Raw genomic sequence first — 14691 nt, 5'->3', positions numbered from 1 at the left:
TGTTCCGGCAACATGAGATTCTTCGAAAGTGCAAACAAACCTTTCCGACGACGAAACGTGCTACGGAGCCGGTACAGGATGGGATGTCGCGGATCTGGAAATATAACCTCTCTGTCGCTTCTGCCGAGCAACCTGCAGGAATAGGGTCACAGCCGCTGCCTCGTCTTCGAACAGATGGATTTTCTCGCGACCCGTTGTCCCGATACGTCCCCAACGGCGGATGAGGGATGCCTTGCCGAACAAGGAGGGTTCGATAGACAGGGCATAGAACCGGGCCATATTCTCTGCTGGTCGGGTACGTTCGATATAGAGGTAATAGGGTTGATGTTTCATGGGGCGAGAATCGCCCGTTGCGATGAAAGCGTCCAACCAAACTTATGAATCGATGCGGGATGTCCGATTCACGCAGGTGATGGGTTCGTGATCCTTCAGGCGGGCGGCATCGTCATTCGCAGTTCTATCGACCGCAACAAATTGGAGCGTGCCGTCTTCAGGTGCTGTCGGCAGGCCTGATCGATAGCCTTCAGGTCCCGGCCCAGCAGAGCTTCTATGTAAGTGATGTGCTCTGTAAGCGCGGCGAAGGCTCGTTGCTTTTCGTCTTCCACGTCCCACCGGGCATTGTAATGGAAGAGCATCGAGATAATGTCGTAGAAATCCTTGATGAACCGGTTGTCCGTGGTTTCGTGAATGGTGCGGTGCAGGCGTTCGTCGAGATTGGGAAACAAACTATAGTCTTTGTCGATGCTTTTGAGCAGCGCCCTATGCTCCGCCTCGATCATCCGCATGTGGCGCCATGACCGGGAATCGTCTGGTAGAACGGCGAAGCTGCGCGCGGCGCGCAGTTCGAACATTTCGCGCACCTCGTAGATCTCGTTTGCGAAGGCTGGCGTAACACCCTTGAAGAGCCATGCGCTGTTCGGGCGCCGCTCGATGAGGCCGAAGTGCTGGAAATGCGGCAGGTGTTCGCGGATGATCGTCGTCGATGTGCCGAACTGTCGCGCGAGTTCAGCAGCCGTCAACAGATAGCCGGGGCCGATATTGCCATCCAGTATCCATTCCAGAAAACGACGCTCGACCGTAGCGCTGGTCGATTGGGTCTGGGTATCGGGAAAGGCATCTTCAGGCTGAGGATGACGCGACAGGCGCCGTATGGCTCCCTCGCGGCTGAGAATACCGACGGCCTCAAGGCCGGTCATGACGGTGCGGATCGTGGTGCGACTGACGGAAAGCTGCTGCGCAAGTTCGTTTTCGGAGGGTAGGCAGGCACCAAGCTGCAGACTCCCGCACATCGCGAGGCAACCGTTGTAACTCCGCTTGTAGACGGCATTTCCCTTCATCTTGCACGACTCCCAGCCTGTCTCGCCAGCGGTTTCAGTTTGTCTATTGCACGCGACGAACAAAACAAAGCATTGTGCGACACCCTGTTCTTTGCATATAAAAAGCATGGGCGTGTGAGGAGCATCAGAAGCATGATCGGATTGGAGAGCCGCAGGACTGAACACACTGCGATGCTTGCTGCCCGTGATGCGCTGCCAGTCGCGACCATGTGGGCGTTGTCGCTGTGAACACGCGCATCATTCAGTTCGGAACCAGCCGGTTTCTTCAGGCGCATGTCGCTCTCTTCGTTCACGAGGCACGCGAAGCCGGTCAGGCCATCGGCCCCATTACCATCGTGCAGGTCTCGGGTTCTGCCGAGCGCGCCCGCCGCGTTGGTGCCTTCGGCAATCCCCAAGGCTACCCCGTTGTGATCCGCGGCATCGAGGATGGGCGGAGGATCGAGCGGCAGATCGCTGTCACATCCGTCGATGGCGGCATCTCGGCGCAGGCCGACTGGGCGAAGCTGAAGGTCCTGTTTGCAAACGACGCGGCTTTCGTTGTCTCCAATACCGGCGATCGCGGCTATGACGTATCCGAGGCCGATCGCACTGAGGCGCTCTTCTCGGGATGCGTCCCCGTCTCGTTCGTGGGCAAGCTCACGGCTCTGCTGCTGCATCGCTGGCAAGCGCAAAACGGCTCGCTGACGGTGCTGCCTTGCGAACTCTTGAACCGCAATGGTGATAATCTGCAGCAAGCGGTTCTGTCGCTCGCTGCGGACGTCGGTGCAGACGAGGCATTTCTGCGCTACGTCGAAACAGAGGTTATCTTCGCCAACTCGCTCGTGGACCGCATCGTCTCCGAGCCGATCGAACCGGTCGGCGCGGTGGCCGAGCCTTACGCGCTCTGGGCAATCGAGGCGAAGCCGGGACTAAAGCTTCCGTTCGAGCATCCATGTGTTGTTCTGACAGACGATCTCGAGCCCTATGAGCGATTGAAGCTGCATATTCTCAATCTCGGTCACACGTTCCTTGCCGACCTCTGGATGCGCGAAGGTCGCGCCAAAGAGGAAACGGTGCGGCTTCTCTTAACGGACGCTGTGGTCCGCGAACGGCTGCTGACCATGTACCGCCAGGAGGTCGTACCGGGTTTTGTGGCACATGGCATGGGCGATGATGCTGAGGCCTATATCGATGTGACGATGGAACGGTTCGACAATCCTTTCCTCGATCATCGCGTCGCAGACATCGCCCAGAACCACGGCGTCAAGATGGAGCGGCGGATCCGGGCCTTCCTCGACTGGGTCGCCGAAACAGGCGTCGCACCGGCAGCTCCGATCCTGCGCGGCCTCATCGCGGGGCATGCGGCTGCGAACGATCTATAAAGGTGATGTTATGAGAGCGCTGATCTGCAACGAGCCCGGCCGTCTTTCGGTCATACACCGTCCCGTTCCCGTACCTGCACCGGGTGAGGTTCTTGTCCGCATCCGCCGCGTCGGTATTTGCGGCACGGACTATCATATCTTTCAGGGCAAGCACCCCTTCCTCGAATATCCCCGGGTCATGGGGCATGAACTGTCGGGCACGGTAGAGAGCGCCCCTGCGGGCAGTGCGCTCAAATCGGGTGAAGCCGTCTATATCGTGCCCTACCTCTCCTGCGGAACGTGCCATGCGTGCCGCAAGGGCGTTTCCAACGCCTGCCAGAGCATCGCCGTGCTCGGCGTGCATCGCGATGGCGGAATGGCGGAATATCTCTGCGTGCCGGAAAGCAATGTCGTCTCGGCCGGAGGCGCCTCTCTCGATGCCGCAGCGACCATCGAATTTCTTGCCATCGGCGCGCATGGTGTGAAGCGCGGCGGCGTTGCGGCGCAAGACCGCGTTCTCGTCGTTGGCTCCGGTCCCATCGGCATGTCGGCGATCATCTTCGCAAAGGTCCGAGGGGCGCATGTCACGGTCATGGATGTTCGAGAGGATCGTTTGGGGTTTACTCTCGAGCGGCTCGGCGCCGACGCGATGATCATGGCGGATGCGTCGGCGGAGGCCGAGGCTTCGCGGATGACCGGAGGAGACTTCTTCGACGTCGTTATCGATGCGACAGGGAATGCCTCGGCCATGCAGCGCGGCTTCGGTTTTCTCGCGCATGCCGGTCGCTATGTGCTGGTCAGCGTCGTGCGCACCGATATCACCTTCTCCGACCCTGAATTTCACAAGCGCGAGGCAACGCTGTTCGGCAGCCGCAATGCGCAAGCTGACGATTTTGCCGAGGTCGTGCGGCAGATGGCAGCCGGTCGCGTGCCCGTCGATGCCCTGATCACCCACCGCGGCGCGCTCGATGATGGTCCTCAACTCTTTCCGCAGTGGCTTCGCCCGGAAGCAGGCACCATCAAAGCGATTCTGGAGATTTGATCATGGCGACCCCGCGGATCCTTCGTCTCAACGACGCCGACAATGTTGTCATTGCCATCGACCGCGTTTCGAATGGCGACATTCTGCAAAACGACGTTACGGCACGCAGCGCGGTGGGCAAGGGGCACAAGATCGCGCTTGTGCCGATTGCAGAGGGGGAGCCGATCCGGAAATTCGGCCAGATCATCGGTTTTGCTTCGACCGACATCGCGCCGGGCGACTGGGTTCATGAGCATAATGTTGCCATCCACGACTTCTCCCGCGACTATGCCTTTGCCACCGATGTCCTTCCTGACAGCGGTCTTCTGGCGGGCGAAGTGCCGGAAACGTTTCAGGGGTTCAGACGTCCGGACGGGCGCGTCGGCACGCGCAATTACATCGGCATTCTGTCTTCGGTAAACTGTTCCGCCACCGTTGCCGGCTTCATTGCCGAGGCGGTGGAGCGGTCGGGCATTCTGAGAGACTATCCCGAGATCGACGGCGTCATCCCATTCACCCATGGCACCGGTTGCGGCATGGCATCGAAGGGCGAGGGATACGACATCCTTGCACGGACCCAGTGGGGCTATGCGACCCACCCCAATCTTGCCGCCGTCCTTCTCGTCGGCCTCGGCTGCGAGGTATTCCAGATCCCGCGCCTCAAACAGCAATACGGTATCGTCGAGGGCGATCATTTCCAGAGTCTGACGATCCAGGAAACAGGCGGGACACGTCGCTCGATAGAGGCTGGCGTCGAACGCATCCGAGATCTCCTGCCTATGGCCGCGAAGGCGCGGCGCGAAACGGTGGCCGCATCCGAACTTACGCTGGCGCTGCAATGCGGCGGCTCCGACGGTTACTCCGGATTGACGGCAAATCCGGCGCTCGGCGCGGCGGTGGATCAGTTGGTGCGGCAGGGGGGCACGGCCATTTTGTCGGAAACGCCGGAAATCTTCGGCGCGGAGCACCTGCTCACGCGGCGGGCTGAAAGCGAGGCGGTCGGGCAGAAGATCGTCGATCTCATCGACTGGTGGACCGACTATGCTGCGCGCGCCGGCGGTGAACTGAACAACAATCCCTCGCCCGGCAACAAGGCGGGCGGGCTAACCACCATTCTTGAGAAATCGCTCGGCGCAGTGGCCAAGGGCGGCACCTCGACCTTGCGCGGCGTCTACGGTTATGCCGAGCGCATTGACCGCAAGGGCTTCGTCTACATGGACACCCCCGGCTACGATCCTGTTGCCGCAACGGGGCAGGTGGCCGGCGGCGCCAATGTCATCGCTTTCACCACAGGTCGCGGCTCGGCTTACGGCTGCAAGCCGACGCCATCGATCAAGCTCGCAACAAACTCCGATCTCTTTCGCCGTATGGAAGAGGATATGGACATCAATTGTGGCGACGTGCTCGAAGGCGTGAGCATCGAGGAGAAGGGCCGGGAGATCTTTAAAACGGTCCTGCGCGTGGCTTCGGGCGAGCGCTCGAAATCCGAGGAGCTTGGCTATGGCGCGAACGAGTTCGTTCCATGGCAACTCGGAGCGACGATGTGATGCCCGACATTTGACCGCAAGCTGTTCATTGAGCGGGAAGGGGCGTTATTCCTCATCATTAATTCTGGAAGGTCTTATCTGGCCACACCCGCAGGCAACGCCGGTGGCCGCGCGTGGACGTGATGGTTGTCGTTGCGGATCTGCTCCGGAATGTCGGTCGCGTGCAGGATCATGTTCCGGCCCGATGCCTTTGCGAGATAAAGAGCCTTGTCGGCAGCGGCAAACAGCTGCGCGAACCCTTTGTGGTTGGAGAATTCGGCAACGCCTGCGGACACTGTGACGGCGGCCTGAACGCCACCGAGATTGATGGCGTTGCGGGAAATTCGTAGAACAGCTTCGCTGGCGAGCGCCAAGCGTTCTGCCGCCTCCATTCCCACGATAAGAACGGCAAACTCCTCGCCACCAATACGGGCGAGAACATGCGGTGGTTTGAAATTGTCATTGAGGACCGAGGCAACGGAGACGATAGCCCGGTCGCCTGCCTCATGTCCAAAGCTGTCGTTCAGGGCCTTGAAGCGATCGATGTCGAAGACGACAAGTGAAGCTTCGCCCCTATGTTCGGAATAGGCGGCGAGAAACGCACGGCGGTTGAGGAGACCCGATAACTGATCTGTGCGGCTCAACGCCTCGAAGCGGGCTCGGGAGATCGAGAGATCGTGGATAGCGAGCCCGATGATGTAGAGGACGGTGAAGATCAGTGGCGTGCCCAGCAGCGTCGTGATGAGCACGCCCATGGTCGCTGCCGGCAACAGCGGGTAGGGGAGCAGGCCGAATCCATCCAGCACCAGATGGCCGATAACGTTCAGAATATCGCCGACAAAGACGACGCCAAGAGCAGAGCGGAGAGCGACGGAGAAGACATCGCGGCGTGATGCGAATGCGTCCGTTGCGCAGAAAATGAGAATATGGCGTTTCGCCCAGGCGATCATGACGTAGGGTCTCCCTCATGTCGCATATTAGCGCACATGATCTAACAGATTGCGTACAGGTAATGCTCCTTTCTCGATGAACGAGCAGCGCCACCGCGCCGCTAACGGAAAGCGGCCGGCATGCTTTACGAAGCCTTACACGCCTCCTCCTGCAGCCACCGGACCGTTACCCTTGGTCGCTCTGCCCTCGCTCCGCCGTTCAGCGGCGAGATCCTGAAATAACCGCTTGACTGAGAGTGCGCTCGAACCCGTAGCCTCCGCGTCGTTGAAAGAGAAGATGCTTATGAAGATCGGCGAGCTTGCAAGACGATCCGGACTATCGGCGCATACGATTCGTTACTACGAGCGTATCGGTCTGTTGCCTTATGCCGATCGTGACGGGTCGAGCCAGCGCGATTACGACGCGACCATTCTCACATGGATTGCCTTCCTGCGCCGGCTGAAGGCGACGGGCATGCCGATCCGGGAGATGGTGTTATACGCCGAACTCCGCAATCGCGGCCCGGTCACGGAACCAGAGCGGCGTGCCCTTCTGGAGCAGCACCGGGATCGCGTCAGCGAACATATTGCCGATCTTCAGGCAAATCTCCTCGTCCTAGACGCCAAGATCTCCGGATATGCCGGGGCAGAAAAAGGGACAGGATACGATGACGCAGGAACACCAAACGAAGGGCGAAAGCCGGCTGGAAAGAGGGCGGCGGGCGCTCGCGGAGATTGATGGACAGGCGGGGGAAAACGTCGTTGCCGCGCTGGCGGATATTGCACCGGATTTCGCGACCTATCTCCTCGAGTTTCCGTTCGGTGACATCTACAGCAGGCCGGGCCTTGATCTGCGTGCCCGGGAGATCGCGACGATTGCCGCTTTGACAGCCATGGGCACAGCCGCGCCGCAGCTGAGAGTGCACATCGAAGCAGGCCTGAATGTCGGGCTTTCACGGGAGGAAGTCACGGAAATCATCATGCAGATGGCGGTTTATGCCGGGTTCCCTGCAGCGCTGAACGGGCTCTCCGCCGCCAGGGAGGTCTTCGGCAGATGTCATCCCGACGCTCGATCATGAAGGAACTGTGGGAAGATAACCCTTGCTCATTTTATAACCCCGCCAGCCGCTTGACACATTTTTAGGCCGCTCATAGAAATTGTACCAATCGGTAAAAATGGGGAACTGAAATGACGAAGCAATTCTTGATGTCGCGCCGTGCCGTTCTGGCATCGGGAATGGCCTTGGGCGCAAGCGCGTTTGCGCCCTCTCTTCGTGCGGCAACACCGGTGATGGTCGCCGGCATCCACGGGTCTCCGGTCGAGAATGCCTGGAACTCCGTGCTGCACAAGGCGCTGCAGGACGCGGCCAAGGAAGGTGTCATCGAATACGTCTTTTCAGAGGGCGTATCCGGTACGGACTATCCGCGCGCCATGCGCGAATATGCGGAGCAGGGCGCAAAGCTGATCATCGGCGAGACCTTTCCGGTCGAAAAGCAGGCGCGGGAGGTGGCGGCCGACTATCCCGACACCGCCTTCGTCATGGGCTCCAGCGGCAAGGAAGCTGGCGACAATTTTGGTGTCTTCGGCACCTGGAACTTCGATGGCGCCTACCTCGCAGGCATGCTCGCCGGCAAGATGACAAAGTCGAACGTCGTGGGATCCGTCGGCGCAATGCCGATTCCCGAGGTCAACATGCTGATCAACGCCTTCGCTGCCGGCGTGAAGGCCGTGAACCCCGATGCCAAGCACCTCGTCACCTTCATCGGCACGTTCTTCGATCCGCCGAAGGCGCGTGAGGCGGGCTTGGCGCAGATCGATGCCGGCGCGGATATCCTCTTCGGCGAGCGCATCGGCACGGCAGACGCTGCCAAGGAGCGTGGCATCAAGTCCGTGGGATCGCTGGTCGATTACACGCCGCGTTATCCCGACACGGTCTTTGCGAATGCGCTCTGGAATTTCAGGCCAATCCTCAACGCGGCCCTCGCCGATGTCGCAAGCGGCAAGCCGACCGGTCGCGACTACACTGCCTATGGGCTGATGAAGGAAGGCGGTAGCGATATCGTCTTCGTGAAGGGCGTTGCGCCCGCCGACGCCGAGGCCGCGATGGAAGCCAAGCGCGCCGAGATCAAGGCCGGCACGTTCGACGTTCCGAGGATCGCGGACGAGCCGAAGTAGAAGACGGGTGATCACGGATGCAACGGCGCTAGCGGAGGCTATTGCCAGCCGCCGCCTCACCAGCACGCAGGCGATGCAGGCGTCGATCACGGCTGCCGAGGCCTTCTCAAGCCTCGGTGCCATCACCTATCGCGATGAGGCGAGGGGGCTTGCGGCGGCAGCGGGGATAGATGCGCTCCCGATGGCGTCGCCAGCCCGCGCTGCCATGCCCTTTGCCGGCGTGCCGACGCTCGCCAAGGACCTCGGCGGGCCGTTTTCCGGTTTCCCCGTCGCGGCGGGATCCGCATTGCTCGACCGCATGCAGTCCGACAGCCCGGACTCCGATCTTGCCAAACGTTTCCGGGCGTCTGGGCTCTGCCTTTTCGGGCTGACCACCAGCCCCGAATTCGGGCTATCCCTCGCAAGCGAGCCGGCCATCGGCCCGATGTGTCGCAACCCGCTCGATCCCGGTCTCACGGCCGGCGGCTCCTCCGGCGGCGCTGCAGCCGCGGTGGCCGCCGGCATCGTCGCGATCGCTCATGCGACGGATGCGGGCGGCTCCATTCGCGTGCCTGCCGCCTGCTGCGGTCTCGTCGGCCTCAAGCCCGGCCGTGGCACGATGCCGGCCGGCCCGAGCTTCGGCAACCACCTCGGCGGCATCGCGTCGGAACTCGCCATCTGCCGCTCTGTGCGGGACACCGCCACGATTTTCTCCGCGATCAGCGGACATGCTCGCGGGCCGTTCCCACCCGTGAAGCAGGCACAACGCGCCGCCGCTACCCTTCGCATCGGCATTTTGACCGATACCGGCACGCGCTACCCGACAGACGCCGACAGGATGGCTGTCATCGAAACCGCTGGCATGGCCCTTGAGGCTGATGGACACCGGCTGGTATCTGTCCCCTTCACGGCGATCGATGAGGCCTGCACCGCAAGCCGTCGTGCCTTTTTCGATATCGTCTGTGCCAACCTGGCCGAAGCCATCACCGCATTCGGTCTGGACGCCTTGCGGACGGAACCCTTGACGCAGGCTGCTATTGCGCGAGGCCTGTCACTGCCGGCCATCGATCTCTGGAAAAGCCTCAACGGCATGCTCTTCGTCAGCCAGGATCTCTGGCGTCTCTTCGATGACGTCGATGTTTTGCTATGCCCCATGCTCTCCGGTCCCCCGGTCCCTATCGGCTCCTTTCCGAGCGATCACGGGGATCTCGATCTGCACTTCGGGCGCATGGCGGCTTTTGCGCCGCTGGCCTCGCTCGCCAATGCATCCGGTTGCCCCGCTATCACGCTTCCCTTCGGGCATGACGCCGATGGCCTGCCGCTGCCGGTTCAGATCATGGCGCCGATGGGCGGCGAAGCGCTGCTCCTGCAGGTAGCGCAGCGTCTGGAGCGGGAGCAGCGATACACGCATCCGTTTCCCATCGCAGGATTGCCATCATGACGGTGCCCGTTCTCGAGATCGTTGACGTCAGCAAGCGTTTCGGCATGAACCTTGCCAATGACAGCATATCGCTCTCTCTCGCGAAGGGTGAGATCGTCGCGCTCCTGGGGGAGAATGGTGCCGGCAAGACCACGCTGATGAGCATTCTCTTCGGCCATTACGTGCCCGACAGTGGCAAGGTTCTGGTCGAGGGAGCCGCACTGCCAACGGGCAAGCCGCGCGCCGCCATTCGCGCCGGCATCGGCATGGTGCACCAGCATTTCTCGCTCGCTCCCAACCTTACGGTTTTGGAGAACGTCACCACCGGGACGGAGAGCCTTTGGTCGCTACGCTCCCGGCGCACCGAAGCCCGCTCGAAACTCGTGGAGATTGCCCAACGCTTCGGTCTTACCGTCGATCCTGATGCCCGGCTCGGGGATCTCTCTGTGGGCGAGCAACAACGTGTGGAAATCCTCAAGGCGCTCTACAACGATGCCCGCATCCTGGTTCTGGACGAGCCTACGGCGGTGCTGACGCAGGCCGAAGCCGAAACACTTTTCACCACGCTGAAGATCATGGCGCGCCAGGGCCTGTCGCTCATCTTCATCTCCCACAAGCTCGATGAAGTGATGGCGACCGCCGACCGCATCGTCGTCCTGCGTGGCGGAAAGCATGTCGCAGACCGCAAGTGCTCCGAAACCAGCAAAGCGGAGCTTGCCGAACTGATGGTCGGACGGAGCGTGGCGCGGCCCGTGCGCGTGGCAGCGATACCGGGCGAAACGGTTTTGGAAGCTGCGGCCGTCACTGTGCGCCAACACGGCGTGGATACGCTGAAGGCGGTAGACTTCCGCCTGCGGGCCGGCGAAGTGCTCGGCATCGTCGGCGTGTCGGGAAACGGGCAGGGTGTGTTGGCCCAGCTTCTTTCCGGAACCGTCTCCCGCACCTCGGGCGACATCCTTCTGTTCGGCAAGCCCGTCGATGACCTCGCCGTAGCGGATGTCGTGGCCGCTGGCATCGGGCGCATTCCGGAAGACCGCAATAAGGAAGGTGTGATCGGAGAGATGGCGATCTGGGAGAACGCCATTCTCGAACGGCTTCCGGATTATGCGAAATACGGCCTCGTGGACCGCACGGGCGGCATGCAGTTCGCCAGAGAGATCATCGCGCAGTTCGACGTGCGCGGAGGAGGGCCCGCCACACGCACCCGGCTGCTCTCTGGCGGCAACATGCAGAAGCTGATCCTCGGCCGCAACCTCATCAACCGGCCGCGTATTCTGTTGGCTGCACAACCCGCGCGCGGTCTCGATGAAGGTGCCGTTGCGGCCGTTCACGAACGCATTCTCGAAGCGCGCAAGGCCGGCACCGCCGTGCTGTTGATCTCCGAGGATCTCGACGAGGTGATGGCGCTTGCCGACCGTATTCAGGCGATCGTCGGCGGGCGGCTTTCGCCGCCGATCCGCAACGAGGACGCCGACAGGCGAAGGCTCGGCCTGATGATGGCGGGCGAGTGGCACAATCAGCATGCAGAGGTCAGTCATGCGATTTGAACGGCGCGAACATCGGCCTCTCGCTCTGGTCATCGCGACGCCGATCCTTGCAATCGTGGCGGCTCTGGCCATTGCCGGCGTGCTCATCGCCCTTGCCGGCGCTCCCGTCCTCGAGGCCTATTGGCGCATCCTGAAAGGCGCTTTCGGCTCCCGGCTCTCGGCAACGGAAACCCTGACACGTGCGACCCCACTGATGCTGACGGGACTTGCTGCAGCGGTCGCTTTTCGCGCGCGCCTATGGAATATTGGCGCCGAGGGCCAGCTCTATCTCGGCGCCATCACCGTGGCCGCCGCGAGCTCGCATCTCCTCGGCGGTTTTCCACCCATCATCCAGATACCCGCACTGCTGGTGCTCGGGGCGCTCGCGGGAATGGTCCTTCTCCTGATACCCCTCTGGCTGCGCCTGCGTTTTTCGGTCGATGAGGTGGTGACCACGCTTCTCCTCAATTTCGTCGCCGTCCTCTTCGTTTCCATGCTGATCGACACGGTGCTGAAAGACCCGGCGGCCTTTGGCTGGCCTCAGTCCCAGTCGGTCGCGGATGGCGCGATGCTGCCGAAGCTGCTCTCTCGGTCGCGCCTCCATCTCGGCCTCGCCATCGCGCTGGTCCTCGCCTTTTTCCTGCATTTCGTGCAGTCGCGCACGGTCTTCGGCCTCCAGTCGCGCGCGGCCGGCCTCAATCCGCAGGCGGCTGTCTTCGCCGGCATGCCGCTTGGCCGCACGCTCGTTGCCGTCGCCTGTATATCGGGCGGCCTTGCCGGACTTGCCGGCGCGGTGGAGGTCATGGGCGTCAAGGGCTATGTGACGACCGACCTTTCACCTGGCTACGGCTATTCCGGCATTGTCGTCGCCATGCTTGCCAACCTGCATCCGCTCGGCGTGGTGCTCGCAGCCCTTTTTACGGCAACCATGTTCGTCGGTGCGGACGGCATGAGCCGCAGCATGGGCATTCCGAGTTACATCGCGGATCTCACTGTGTCGCTGTCGCTGCTCACGATGCTGGTCGCTTTGTTCTTCACCCAGTACAGGATACGCCGATGACAGCCGTGTTCGACATCCTCGCATCTGCCGGGCTGTGGGCCGCAGTGCTGCGCATTGCCACGCCGCTGATCCTCGGCACGCTCGGGGCGCTCCTTTGCGAGAGGGCAGGCGTTCTCAATCTCGGCATCGAGGGCATCATGACCTTCGGCGCGATGATCGGCTGGCTTTCGGTCTACAACGGCGCTGACCTGTGGACCGGCCTGCTGATCGCCGCTATTGCCGGTGCGGTCTTCGGGGCTCTGCATGCGCTTCTCACCGTCACGCTCGGCCTCTCGCAGCATGTGTCCGGCCTCGGCGTCACGCTCTTTGCGTCCAGTCTCAGCTACTTCCTGTTCCGGCTGCTTGTGCCCGTCGCAGGCACGCCGCCGACCATCGAGCCGTTCCAGCCAATTGCAATCCCGGGATTGAGCGATCTGCCCTTCATCGGTCCAGCACTGTTCGTGCAGACGCCTCCAACCTATCTCGCCATCCTCATTGCCATCGTCATGGCATATACGCTGTTTCGCACGCCGCTGGGTCTTGCCATCCGAATGACCGGCGAAAATCCGCATGCAGCGGAAGCACAGGGCATCAACCCCATGGCAATCCGCTACGGCGCCGTCATGGCCGGGAGTGCCCTGATGGGCATGGCCGGCGCCTTCCTGACGCTTTCCGCCTTCAACAGTTTCTTCCCGACCATGGTGCAGGGGCGCGGCTGGATCTGCATCGCGCTCGTCGTCTTCTCATCATGGCGCCCGGGCCGCGCTCTGCTCGGGGCGCTCCTGTTCGCTTTCTTCGACAGCTTCCAGCTTCGCCTGCAGACGGCTCTCGGCGGTGCGGTCCCGTACCAGCTCTTCCTGATGATCCCCTATATTCTCTCCATCGCAGCCCTCGCCATCATGGCCCGCCGCGCCCGGGTGCCACAAGCACTGATGCAGCCATATCGGCGCGGCGAACGGTGAAGGATGCTGCGAACCGCGACCGGATCTGCAACCGTCCGGGTGTTGCAAGGAGTGCCGTTTCGGCACTGCAGCTGAGTGAGTGAAGCTGTTGCCCATGAAGAGCCGTTTCCCGACCTCGCCGATATCAAATCTCTTGAAGAAGCACTTCATCGCCCAGAGGTGAGGCGTTCGAGAGATGCTCTGGAGGGCTTGCTCGCAGATAACTTTGTCGAGTTCGGAGCTTCGGGGATAGTTTATGATCGCGCTACGATCATCGATCTTCTGCTTCAGGAGGATGGCGGTGGTGAAGGTGAGCTCAGGGCGTCCAACTACGCTTTGGCTGCCATTTCTGATGATGCGGTGCTGTTGACCTACGAAAGTGAGCGCACGCAGAAGGACGGGGTAAGGCGAAGCGTATTGCGAAGCTCCATCTGGAAGCGTGCCGGTGATAGGTGGCAGATGCTGTTTCACCAAGGTACGATCAAACGAGGCTTTAACGCATGACTCATCTTGTCGTGATGAACGGGCCTGCAGGCGTAGGGAAAACCACGCTTTGCAAACATCTAGCATGTCTTGTCCCCGGAACAGTCTGTATTTCCGGCGACGCGTTGCGCTCCTTCAGCCCGGCTGATGCGAAAGACTGGCTGGGGACGAGATCGACCTATCGCGCCAGTGCCGCCTTGGTGTCCAGTTATCTGGAAATGGGTGCGAGGCGCGTTCTTCTCGACTACATCTTCGAGACGCGCGAAGCGTTTGACTGGTTTTGCGGGCATCTGTCGATATCCATACCTATTCAGCTTTTCACCATATGGGCACCTTTGGATACAGTGGTGATCCGTGAGGCAAGCCGCCTTGGAAGAGAACGGCTCGCTGACCGAGTGTTGCAAACTTATCAGGCGATGCAACGCGATCTCCCTTCCCTGGGCGAAGTTGTTCATAACATTGATGCCGCCGACGTGGTCGCGTCCAGAGTTGATGCCTTGGTCCGTAAGTCCGCTGGGTTGCTGAACCCACGTTGACGACGTCCCTTGAGATCGATCGGCTCGGGTCGGAACCACGGTCGTAGAACAGTCCACCGTCGCGGTTTCCCAAATATCTGTTCCATAATGTTGATTATGCGACTGCGGTGTGTAGCGGCTATTTAGTAATGCGACAGTCGGGCCAGTTAGAGATGCGACAGCCTCGCCTCTTGATGCACTGGTCAAAGCCAACGTCGGGAGCAAGGATGACGACTTCGAGCTTGGTCGAGACCATGAGCGGTTGGAGTCGTCATGTCCTGTTTGATCACCATGTCGCAGAAAGAATTGCATCGCCTCGAAGTCATTCAGAAGATCCGTGACGACCGCCTGAGCGTCGTCCAGGCTGCCGAGCAGCTTGATCTCAGTCGAAGTCAGGTCCATCGGCTTTTGCAGGCCTATGACCTTTATGGTGCAGCTGGTCTTGTTTCAAAGAAGCGA

16 protein-coding genes are annotated in these 14691 nt (G+C 61.1%); 13 read left to right on the top strand and 3 right to left on the bottom strand.

The features are described from left to right. Positions 1-60 precede the first annotated feature (60 nt). Positions 61-333 (bottom strand): WGR domain-containing protein, encoded by a 273-nt coding sequence (locus BSG19_RS13295; RefSeq protein WP_092989053.1) that lies wholly within the window; start codon positions 331-333, stop codon positions 61-63. Between the two features lie 95 nt (positions 334-428). Next, positions 429-1502, bottom strand: a complete 1074-nt coding sequence (locus BSG19_RS13290; protein ID WP_244529245.1) for a GntR family transcriptional regulator — start codon at positions 1500-1502, stop codon at positions 429-431. Between the two features lie 59 nt (positions 1503-1561). On the opposite strand from BSG19_RS13290, the gene BSG19_RS13285 reads away from it, so the two are divergent. From BSG19_RS13285 to BSG19_RS13275, 3 genes are read left to right on the top strand one after another with little or no spacing between them, the layout of a single operon-like run. Beyond that, positions 1562-2698 carry a mannitol dehydrogenase family protein gene (locus BSG19_RS13285; RefSeq protein WP_092989052.1) on the top strand — a complete coding sequence of 379 codons (1137 nt, stop codon included), beginning with the start codon at positions 1562-1564 and terminating at the stop codon, positions 2696-2698. Between the two features lie 10 nt (positions 2699-2708). Further along, complete coding sequence (locus BSG19_RS13280) at positions 2709-3719, top strand: zinc-binding alcohol dehydrogenase family protein (protein WP_092988527.1); 1011 nt, start codon at positions 2709-2711, stop codon at positions 3717-3719. Positions 3720-3721: 2 nt separating this feature from the next. Next, the gene (locus BSG19_RS13275) at positions 3722-5245 is read left to right on the top strand and encodes a UxaA family hydrolase (RefSeq protein ID WP_092988526.1); all 1524 of its coding nucleotides are present in this window, start codon (positions 3722-3724) and stop codon (positions 5243-5245) included. A 74-nt stretch (positions 5246-5319) separates the two neighbouring features. On the opposite strand, the gene BSG19_RS13270 is transcribed toward BSG19_RS13275, so the two are convergent. Next, complete coding sequence (locus BSG19_RS13270; protein ID WP_092988525.1) at positions 5320-6174, bottom strand: GGDEF domain-containing protein; 855 nt, start codon at positions 6172-6174, stop codon at positions 5320-5322. A 283-nt stretch (positions 6175-6457) separates the two neighbouring features. Here BSG19_RS13270 and BSG19_RS13265 point away from each other — a divergent pair, with 283 nt between their 5' ends. From BSG19_RS13265 to BSG19_RS13220, 10 genes are all read left to right on the top strand, one after another. Next, positions 6458-6892, top strand: a complete 435-nt coding sequence (locus BSG19_RS13265; protein ID WP_092989051.1) for a MerR family transcriptional regulator — start codon at positions 6458-6460, stop codon at positions 6890-6892. Continuing rightward, positions 6822-7232 carry a carboxymuconolactone decarboxylase family protein gene (locus BSG19_RS13260; RefSeq protein WP_092988524.1) on the top strand — a complete coding sequence of 137 codons (411 nt, stop codon included), beginning with the start codon at positions 6822-6824 and terminating at the stop codon, positions 7230-7232. The genes BSG19_RS13265 and BSG19_RS13260 overlap by 71 nt, the downstream gene beginning before the upstream one ends. A 110-nt stretch (positions 7233-7342) precedes the next feature. Beyond that, a complete protein-coding gene (locus tag BSG19_RS13255; RefSeq protein WP_092988523.1) occupies positions 7343-8329 on the top strand; it encodes a BMP family protein in 987 nt (328 codons plus the stop codon). A gap of 7 nt (positions 8330-8336) precedes the next feature. Further along, a complete protein-coding gene (locus BSG19_RS13250; protein ID WP_092988522.1) occupies positions 8337-9749 on the top strand; it encodes an amidase in 1413 nt (470 codons plus the stop codon). Continuing rightward, complete coding sequence (locus BSG19_RS13245; protein ID WP_092988521.1) at positions 9746-11275, top strand: ABC transporter ATP-binding protein; 1530 nt, start codon at positions 9746-9748, stop codon at positions 11273-11275. The genes BSG19_RS13250 and BSG19_RS13245 overlap by 4 nt, the downstream gene beginning before the upstream one ends. Then, positions 11265-12314 (top strand): ABC transporter permease, encoded by a 1050-nt coding sequence (locus tag BSG19_RS13240; protein WP_092988520.1) that lies wholly within the window; start codon positions 11265-11267, stop codon positions 12312-12314. The genes BSG19_RS13245 and BSG19_RS13240 overlap by 11 nt, the downstream gene beginning before the upstream one ends. Further along, positions 12311-13255, top strand: coding sequence for an ABC transporter permease (locus BSG19_RS13235; RefSeq protein WP_092988519.1), 945 nt, complete (start codon positions 12311-12313; stop codon positions 13253-13255). Before BSG19_RS13240 ends, BSG19_RS13235 begins: the two co-directional genes overlap by 4 nt. Before the next feature lie 75 nt (positions 13256-13330). Further along, on the top strand, positions 13331-13738 hold the full coding sequence (locus BSG19_RS13230) for a nuclear transport factor 2 family protein (protein ID WP_092988518.1): 408 nt from the start codon (positions 13331-13333) through the stop codon (positions 13736-13738). Beyond that, positions 13735-14253, top strand: a complete 519-nt coding sequence (locus BSG19_RS13225; protein WP_092988517.1) for a P-loop nucleotide/nucleoside kinase family protein — start codon at positions 13735-13737, stop codon at positions 14251-14253. Before BSG19_RS13230 ends, BSG19_RS13225 begins: the two co-directional genes overlap by 4 nt. 252 nt (positions 14254-14505) lie before the next feature. Beyond that, on the top strand, positions 14506-14691 hold a 186-nt coding region (locus BSG19_RS13220), incomplete at its 3' end, for a helix-turn-helix domain-containing protein (RefSeq protein ID WP_139274771.1).

Origin of the sequence: Rhizobium sp. NFR03, from assembly GCF_900111275.1 — a bacterium.
Taxonomy (GTDB): Bacteria; Pseudomonadota; Alphaproteobacteria; order Rhizobiales; family Rhizobiaceae; genus Ferranicluibacter.
Note: the sequence above shows the minus strand (reverse complement) of the source record. Positions and strands in the feature narration are given on the sequence as shown.

What these genes read in the sequence shown, in the direction of transcription:
- BSG19_RS13295 (WP_092989053.1), bottom strand. Translation starts at nt 333, where the DNA reads ATGAAACATCAACCCTATTACCTCTATATCGAACGTACCCGACCAGCA.
- BSG19_RS13255 (WP_092988523.1), top strand. Translation starts at nt 7,343, where the DNA reads ATGACGAAGCAATTCTTGATGTCGCGCCGTGCCGTTCTGGCATCGGGA.
- BSG19_RS13225 (WP_092988517.1), top strand. Translation starts at nt 13,735, where the DNA reads ATGACTCATCTTGTCGTGATGAACGGGCCTGCAGGCGTAGGGAAAACC.
- BSG19_RS13245 (WP_092988521.1), top strand. Translation starts at nt 9,746, where the DNA reads ATGACGGTGCCCGTTCTCGAGATCGTTGACGTCAGCAAGCGTTTCGGC.
- BSG19_RS13260 (WP_092988524.1), top strand. Translation starts at nt 6,822, where the DNA reads ATGACGCAGGAACACCAAACGAAGGGCGAAAGCCGGCTGGAAAGAGGG.
- BSG19_RS13240 (WP_092988520.1), top strand. Translation starts at nt 11,265, where the DNA reads ATGCGATTTGAACGGCGCGAACATCGGCCTCTCGCTCTGGTCATCGCG.
- BSG19_RS13275 (WP_092988526.1), top strand. Translation starts at nt 3,722, where the DNA reads ATGGCGACCCCGCGGATCCTTCGTCTCAACGACGCCGACAATGTTGTC.
- BSG19_RS13235 (WP_092988519.1), top strand. Translation starts at nt 12,311, where the DNA reads ATGACAGCCGTGTTCGACATCCTCGCATCTGCCGGGCTGTGGGCCGCA.
- BSG19_RS13265 (WP_092989051.1), top strand. Translation starts at nt 6,458, where the DNA reads ATGAAGATCGGCGAGCTTGCAAGACGATCCGGACTATCGGCGCATACG.
- BSG19_RS13270 (WP_092988525.1), bottom strand. Translation starts at nt 6,174, where the DNA reads ATGATCGCCTGGGCGAAACGCCATATTCTCATTTTCTGCGCAACGGAC.
- BSG19_RS13280 (WP_092988527.1), top strand. Translation starts at nt 2,709, where the DNA reads ATGAGAGCGCTGATCTGCAACGAGCCCGGCCGTCTTTCGGTCATACAC.